Origin of the sequence: Actinomadura logoneensis, from assembly GCF_003428695.1 — a bacterium.
Taxonomy (GTDB): domain Bacteria; phylum Actinomycetota; class Actinomycetes; order Streptosporangiales; family Streptosporangiaceae; genus Spirillospora; species Spirillospora logoneensis.
Genome location: NZ_QURH01000876.1, coordinates 1 through 6,047, shown reverse-complemented (window position 1 = coordinate 6,047; position 6,047 = coordinate 1). Strand labels below are relative to the sequence as shown.

Annotated in this window: 5 protein-coding genes and 1 pseudogene; all 6 read right to left on the bottom strand. The window is 71.6% G+C overall.

From position 1 onward, the window contains the following. Positions 1-342 precede the first annotated feature (342 nt). On the bottom strand, positions 343-867 hold the full coding sequence (locus DZF91_RS29605; RefSeq protein ID WP_117360393.1) for an adenine phosphoribosyltransferase: 525 nt from the start codon (positions 865-867) through the stop codon (positions 343-345). A 142-nt stretch (positions 868-1,009) separates the two neighbouring features. Further along, positions 1,010-2,167 (bottom strand): protein translocase subunit SecF, encoded by a 1,158-nt coding sequence (gene secF, locus DZF91_RS29600; protein ID WP_117360392.1) that lies wholly within the window; start codon positions 2,165-2,167, stop codon positions 1,010-1,012. A 2-nt stretch (positions 2,168-2,169) separates the two neighbouring features. Next, positions 2,170-3,972 carry a protein translocase subunit SecD gene (gene secD, locus DZF91_RS29595; RefSeq protein ID WP_328589233.1) on the bottom strand — a complete coding sequence of 601 codons (1,803 nt, stop codon included), beginning with the start codon at positions 3,970-3,972 and terminating at the stop codon, positions 2,170-2,172. An 87-nt stretch (positions 3,973-4,059) separates the two neighbouring features. Next, the gene (gene yajC, locus DZF91_RS29590) at positions 4,060-4,563 is read right to left on the bottom strand and encodes a preprotein translocase subunit YajC (RefSeq protein WP_117360391.1); all 504 of its coding nucleotides are present in this window, start codon (positions 4,561-4,563) and stop codon (positions 4,060-4,062) included. Positions 4,564-4,785: 222 nt separating this feature from the next. Next, entirely contained in the window at positions 4,786-5,835 is a 1,050-nt protein-coding gene (gene ruvB, locus DZF91_RS29585) for a Holliday junction branch migration DNA helicase RuvB (protein WP_407920951.1), read from the bottom strand. Between the two features lie 17 nt (positions 5,836-5,852). Further along, positions 5,853-6,047: pseudogene (locus tag DZF91_RS29580) on the bottom strand (Holliday junction branch migration protein RuvA); the annotation flags it as partial.

Below are 6,047 nucleotides of genomic sequence, written 5' to 3'. Positions count from 1 at the left end.
CGCGGGCGCACGACCGCCCTTCGGCGCGTGCGCGCCCGCGGGCGCGGCGGGAGGACGCACGGCGCCTCCCCCCGGCGCGGCCGGACGCTGCTCGGCGTCCGTCCGCGGACCGGTCACCGCGTCGGTCGATACCACCTCACCGGGCACCCAGCCTCCTCGAAGCCGTGCGGGCGCGATCTCCTCGGGCCGCCGGGCGGGCGCGCCCGTTCCCGCCGGTCGCTGATTCGGCCAGTCTATCCGGCCGTTATTTCGCACCCGGCCGAATCCGCGATCTCGGGCGCGTGATCAGTAGAACATTCTCGTGAGACGGCACATTCCGCACGTCCCGGGAGGGTTCTGCTCTCAGACGGTCACGAGGGCGTGCACGTCCAGCCCGTCCAGCTTGTCGCGGCCGTTCAGGAACGACAGTTCCATCAGGACCGACAGCCCGACCACGTCGCCGCCGCCGCGCCGGACCAGCTCGGCCGCCGCGCGGGCGGTCCCGCCGGTCGCCAGGACGTCGTCCACGATCAGCACCCGGTCGCCCGGCTCGAACGCGTCGGTGTGCATCTCGATCGTCTCGGTGCCGTACTCGAGCTCGTAGTCCTGCTCGAAGGTCGCCGCGGGCAGCTTGCCCTTCTTGCGCACCGGGACGAAGCCCGCGCCCATGTGGTAGGCGACGGGGGCGGCCAGGATGAAGCCGCGCGCCTCGATGCCGACGATCTTGTCCACGGTGCCGCGGCCGTGGTGGTTGACGACCGTGTCGACCACGCCGGCGAACGCCACATGGTCGGCCAGCAGCGGGGTGATGTCCTTGAACAGCACGCCCGGCTTGGGGTAGTCGCTCACGTCGCGAATCCGGTCCTGGATCAGCCTGTCGAGGTCCACGGGTCTCCTCTTGCGTCTTCTGTCGGGGGCGGGACGGCCGGCGCGGCCGTCCCGGCACAGTGCGACGGCCGTGCCCGCCCCACCGGTGATCGGGGGGACGGACACGGCCGTCATGCTCGTTCGAGCAGGTCGTCCCAGCAGCCTACTTGCCCCGGCGCTGCTGCCGGGTGCCGCGCTTGGGCTGCTGGCGCGGCCCCTGTACCGCCTTGCGGAGGGTGACGCCCGCCGGGACCTCGCCCTGCGGGCCTTCCGCGGACGGCTCGTCGGCCGGCGGGGCGTCCTCGTCGTCGGTCGGCGGCCGGGCCGCCGCCGCCTTGGCCACCTTCGCCTGCTGCTTCGGGCTCTGCTCGCGCTTGGCGATGTTCTGCCGCAGCTCGCGGTACCGCGGCTCCCGCTCCTTCAGCTGGACCAGCAGCGGCGTGGCCACGCAGATCGAGGAGTAGGTGCCGACGATCATGCCGACGAACAGGGCGAGCGACAGGTCCTTCAGCGTGCCCGCGCCGAACAGCGTGGTGCCGATGAACAGGATCGCCGCGACCGGCAGGATCGCCACCAGCGAGGTGTTCAGCGACCGGACCAGGGTGCTGGACAGCGCCTGGTTGGCCGCCTCGCTGTAGGTGATCCTGGACTTGGCGTTCAGCGGCCGGGTGACCTCCTTGATCATGTCGAACACCACGACCGCGTCGTACAGCGAGTATCCGAGGATGGTCAGGAAGCCCAGCACGGTCGCGGGCGTGACCTCGAACCCCGACCAGGCGTAGATGCCGGCCGTGATGACCAGGTCGTGCAACAGCGCCACCATCGCGGCGACCGCCATCCGCCACTCGAACGCGACCGACAGGTAGCCGATGATCAGGATCATGAAGACGATCAGCGCCTGCCACGCCTTCTTGGTGATCTCACCACCCCAGGACGCGCCGACGATCTGGCTGCTGACGTCGTTCTCCGAGACGCCCAGCTTCTGGGCGACGTCCTTCTTGACCTCGTTGACGTGCTTGGGGTCGAGGCTCTCGGTGGTGACGCGCCAGTTGCCGCCCGCCTTCTGCACGGTGGTCTGGTGCACCCCGGCCGAGGTGACCGCGCCGCGGACGTCCTCGATCGAGTGGTGCGACGCCTTGGCGATGGTGAAGACCGAGCCGCCCTTGAACTCCACGCCGAAGGTCAGGCCCTGGACGAGCAGGCCGACCAGGGAGAACACGATCAGCAGACCCGAGATCGAGTACCAGACCTTCGGCCTGCCGACGATGTCGGCGCTGATCTCGCCCCGGTAGATCCGGGAGATGACCGCACGCAGTCCCATGATCAGACCTCCTGGCTCGTCGGGCGGACGGTGCTGTTCGCGCGCGCCTGCGCCGTGCGGCGCAGTCGCTTGGCGTCCAGCCCCGACAGCTTGTGGCCCCGGCCGAAGAACTTGGTCCGGCTGAGCAGCGCCACCAGCGGCTTGGTGAAGAAGAACACCACCACGACGTCGATCAGCGTGGTCAGGCCCATCGCGAACGCGAAGCCCGCGACACCGCCGACGGCGAGGAAGTACAGCACGACCGCGGCGAGGAAGGTCACCGCGTCCGCCACCAGGATGGTACGCCGCGCGCGCTTCCAGGCGACCTCGACCGAGGGCCGCAGGGCCCGTCCGGCGCGCAGTTCGTCGCGGATCCGTTCGAAGTAGACGATGAACGAGTCCGCGGTGATGCCGATCGACACGATCAGACCGATGATGTGCGGCAGGCTGAGCCGCCAGCCGATGTTCTCACCGAGGATCACCACGGCCACGTAGGTCATCCAGGACGCGACGACCAGCGAGCCGACGGCGACCAGGCCGAGGCCCCGGTAGTAGACCATGCAGTACAGCAGGACCAGCGCCAGGCCGATGCCGCCGGCGATCAGGCCGCCGCGCAGCTGGTCGGCGCCCAGCGTGGACGACACCTCGTCGATCGCGCTCATCTTGAACTCGAGCGGGAGGGCGCCGTACTTGAGCTTGTTGGACAGGTCCTCGGCGTAGGTCTGGGTGAAGCTCTCCGCCGGGCCGTCGATCCGGGCGCTGCCGCCGGTGATCGGGCCCTGGTTGATCGACGGAGCGGACACGACCTGGCCGTCCAGCACGATCGCGACCTGCGCCTGCGGCGAGGACGGGTTCGACTGGTACGCCTTGGACGCCTCGGTGGTGGTCTGCGAGAACTGGTTGCCGCCCTTACCGGTGAAGGTGAGGTTGACCGACCAGCTCGACTGGCCCTGCGAGGTGTCCGGCGGCATGGCGCTGGCGGACTTGACGTCCTCGCCGAGCACCCGCACCGGGCCGAGCAGGTACTTGGTGACCCGGATGTTGCCCTTGTCGTCCTTCTCCGCCTTGTCGTCGCAGGCCACGACCCACTTGCGGTTCACGTCGTTGGAGCCCGGGACGGTCGGGCCGCCCTTGGGGTCGCAGACGGTCCGCTGGAACTGGGCGATGGCGGCCTTGTCGTCGACGCCGGCGAAGTCGTTGCCGTCGGCGCCGACCGGCGGGACCTGCGCGGTCGGCGTCCCGGCCGGCTTCGGCGAGGACGAGCCCGTCGGCTTCGCCGACGGGGACCCGGACGGCGTCGGGGCCGTCAGGGCCTTCGACAGCGCCCGGCCGCGCGGCGTGGCGGTGTCGCTCGGCTCGGCCGACGTCGTCGGCTTGGCCGACGGACCGCCGGTGGCGGGGATGGTCGCCTTGCCGCCCGGCTTGCCGGTGGCCTTGCCGGACGGGGAGGCCGTCGGCGCCGGCGTGGTGGCCGGCGCCTGCGACGGCAGGCCGCTCGCCTCGGCGAACACCTGCCGGAACTGCAGCTTGGCGGTGGACCCGATGGTCTCCGCCGCCCGCGTCTGGCCCTGCCCCGGCAGGTTGACCACGATGTTGTTGCCGCCCTGCTTGGCGACCTCGCCGTCCGAGACGCCGAGCCCGTTGACCCGCTGCGTCATGATCTTGACGGCCTGGTCCATCTGCTGGCCCGGCGGGGTCTTGCCGTTCTCGGTGTGCGCGGTCAGCGTGACGGTCGTCCCGCCCGCGAGGTCGAGCCCCAGCTTGGGGGTCCCCTTCCCCTGCATGAACATCACGCCGGTCAGGGCCGCCATGACCACGAACAGCACCAGGAGGGTGCGCCCCGGCCTGGGGACATTGCTACGAGACGATGCCACTGGTCGTCGAACTTCCCGTCTTGTCGGTACCGCCGCGGGTCAGGCGGAGGGCTTGTCGGCCTTGCCCGCGTGGGCGGCCTCGTCCTCGTCCTTCGCGTCGGCCTTAACGCCCGCCTTCACGGCGGTCTTCTCGTCGCCGTCAAGGTCGCCGGCGCCGGCGGGCTTGGCCTGCGGCGCGGTCTCGGCCTCGGCGGCGGGGGTCTCGTCGGGCTCCTCGCCCTCGAGCTCCTCGTCGGCGGGCTCGTCCTTCAGGACCTGCATGATCGCCTGCTTGAGGAACTTCGCCTCCACGCCGGGGGCGATCTCCAGCACGACGCCGTCGTCCTGGAGCTCCACCACCGTGGCGTGCATGCCCGCGGTGGTGATGATCCGGGTGCCGGGAGCGATGCTGCTCTGCATCTGCATCTGCTCCTTGCGCCGCCTGCTCTGCGGCCGGATCAGCAGGAAATAGAAAACCAGCGGCACGGCCAGGAGGAGCAGCAGGTTGAATGCGCCGCTGCCCCCGGAACTCGCCGCCAGGATGTGAGTGGTGTCGCTGCCCATTACGGGGCGTCCTTCCGATTTTGGATTGCCCAGCCTGTGGCCGGTAGGCCGTGTCTCGGGACCGCCGGCTGGTGGACGGTGTGACCAAGTCCCGGAGTCTAGAGAGTACGCGAGACCCCGGCAACGACGTGACGAGCGGCACTCTCGGGAAGTTCCCAAGCCGTTACGCCCCGATCACGCCGCCGTGATCATGCCGCGGCGGCCGGGCCCGTCCGCGGGCGGCTATCCGGGGTCGTCCGCGCCCTCGTCCAGGTCGAACAGGGCGGCCCCGGCCAGGGGCGCGGTCGGGGGCGGGGTGAGGCCCAGATGGGCCCACGCCGCGGGGGTCGCGATGCGTCCGCGGGGGGTGCGGGCGAGCATCCCCTGGCGGACGAGGAAGGGCTCGGCGACGACCTCCACGGTCTCCGGCTCCTCCCCCACCGACACCGCCAGGGTGGACAGGCCGACCGGCCCGCCGCCGAACTTGCGCATCAGGGAGCCCAGAACCGCCCGGTCCAGGCGGTCCAGCCCCTTCTCGTCCACCTCGTACAGGGCCAGGGCGGCGCGGGCCGCCTCCCTCGTGACGATCCCGTCGCCGCGCACCTCGGCGTAGTCGCGCACGCGGCGCAGCAGCCGGTTGGCGATCCGGGGCGTGCCGCGCGAGCGGGACGCGACCTCCGCCGCGCCCTCGTCGGTGATCTCCACCTCCAGCAGCCGCGCGGACCGCTGGACGATCACCTCCAGCTCGGCGGGCCCGTAGAAGTCCATGTGGGCGGTGAACCCGAACCGGTCGCGCAGCGGGCCGGGCAGCATCCCCGCCCGGGTCGTCGCGCCGACCAGGGTGAACGGGGCGATGTCGAGGGGGATCGCGGTCGCGCCGGGGCCCTTGCCGACCACGACGTCGACGCGGAAGTCCTCCATCGCCATGTAGAGCATCTCCTCGGCGGGCCGGGCCATCCGGTGGATCTCGTCCAGGAACAGCACCTCCCCCTCGGCCAGCGTGGACAGCACGGCGGCCAGGTCACCGGCCCGCTCGATCGCGGGCCCCGAGGTGATCCGCAGCGGCTGCCCCAGCTCCGCGGCGATGATCATGGCGAGGGTGGTCTTGCCGAGCCCGGGGCCGCCCGACAGCAGCACGTGGTCGGGCGTGCGGCCCCGCCGCAGGGCGCTGCGCAGCACCAGCGACAGCTGCTCGCGGACGCGCTCCTGCCCGACGAAGTCGTCCAGCCGCTTGGGCCGCAGCGCGGCCTCGATGACCTGCTCCTCCGGGCCCTCGGCGCCGCCGCCGACCAGCCGCTCCTCGTACTCGCTCACTTGCTCAGCTTCTTCAGCGCGGCCTTCAGCAGCTCACCGACCGGCGGGACCTCGGTGCCGTCCAGGTCGGCGGCGACCGCGTCCACGGCGGCGTCGGCGTCCCTCGCCGTCCAGCCGAGGTTGACCAGGCCGGTCTGCACCTGCGCGCGCCACGCCTGGCCCGCGCCGGGGCGGCGGCCGGGCGCGTCCGG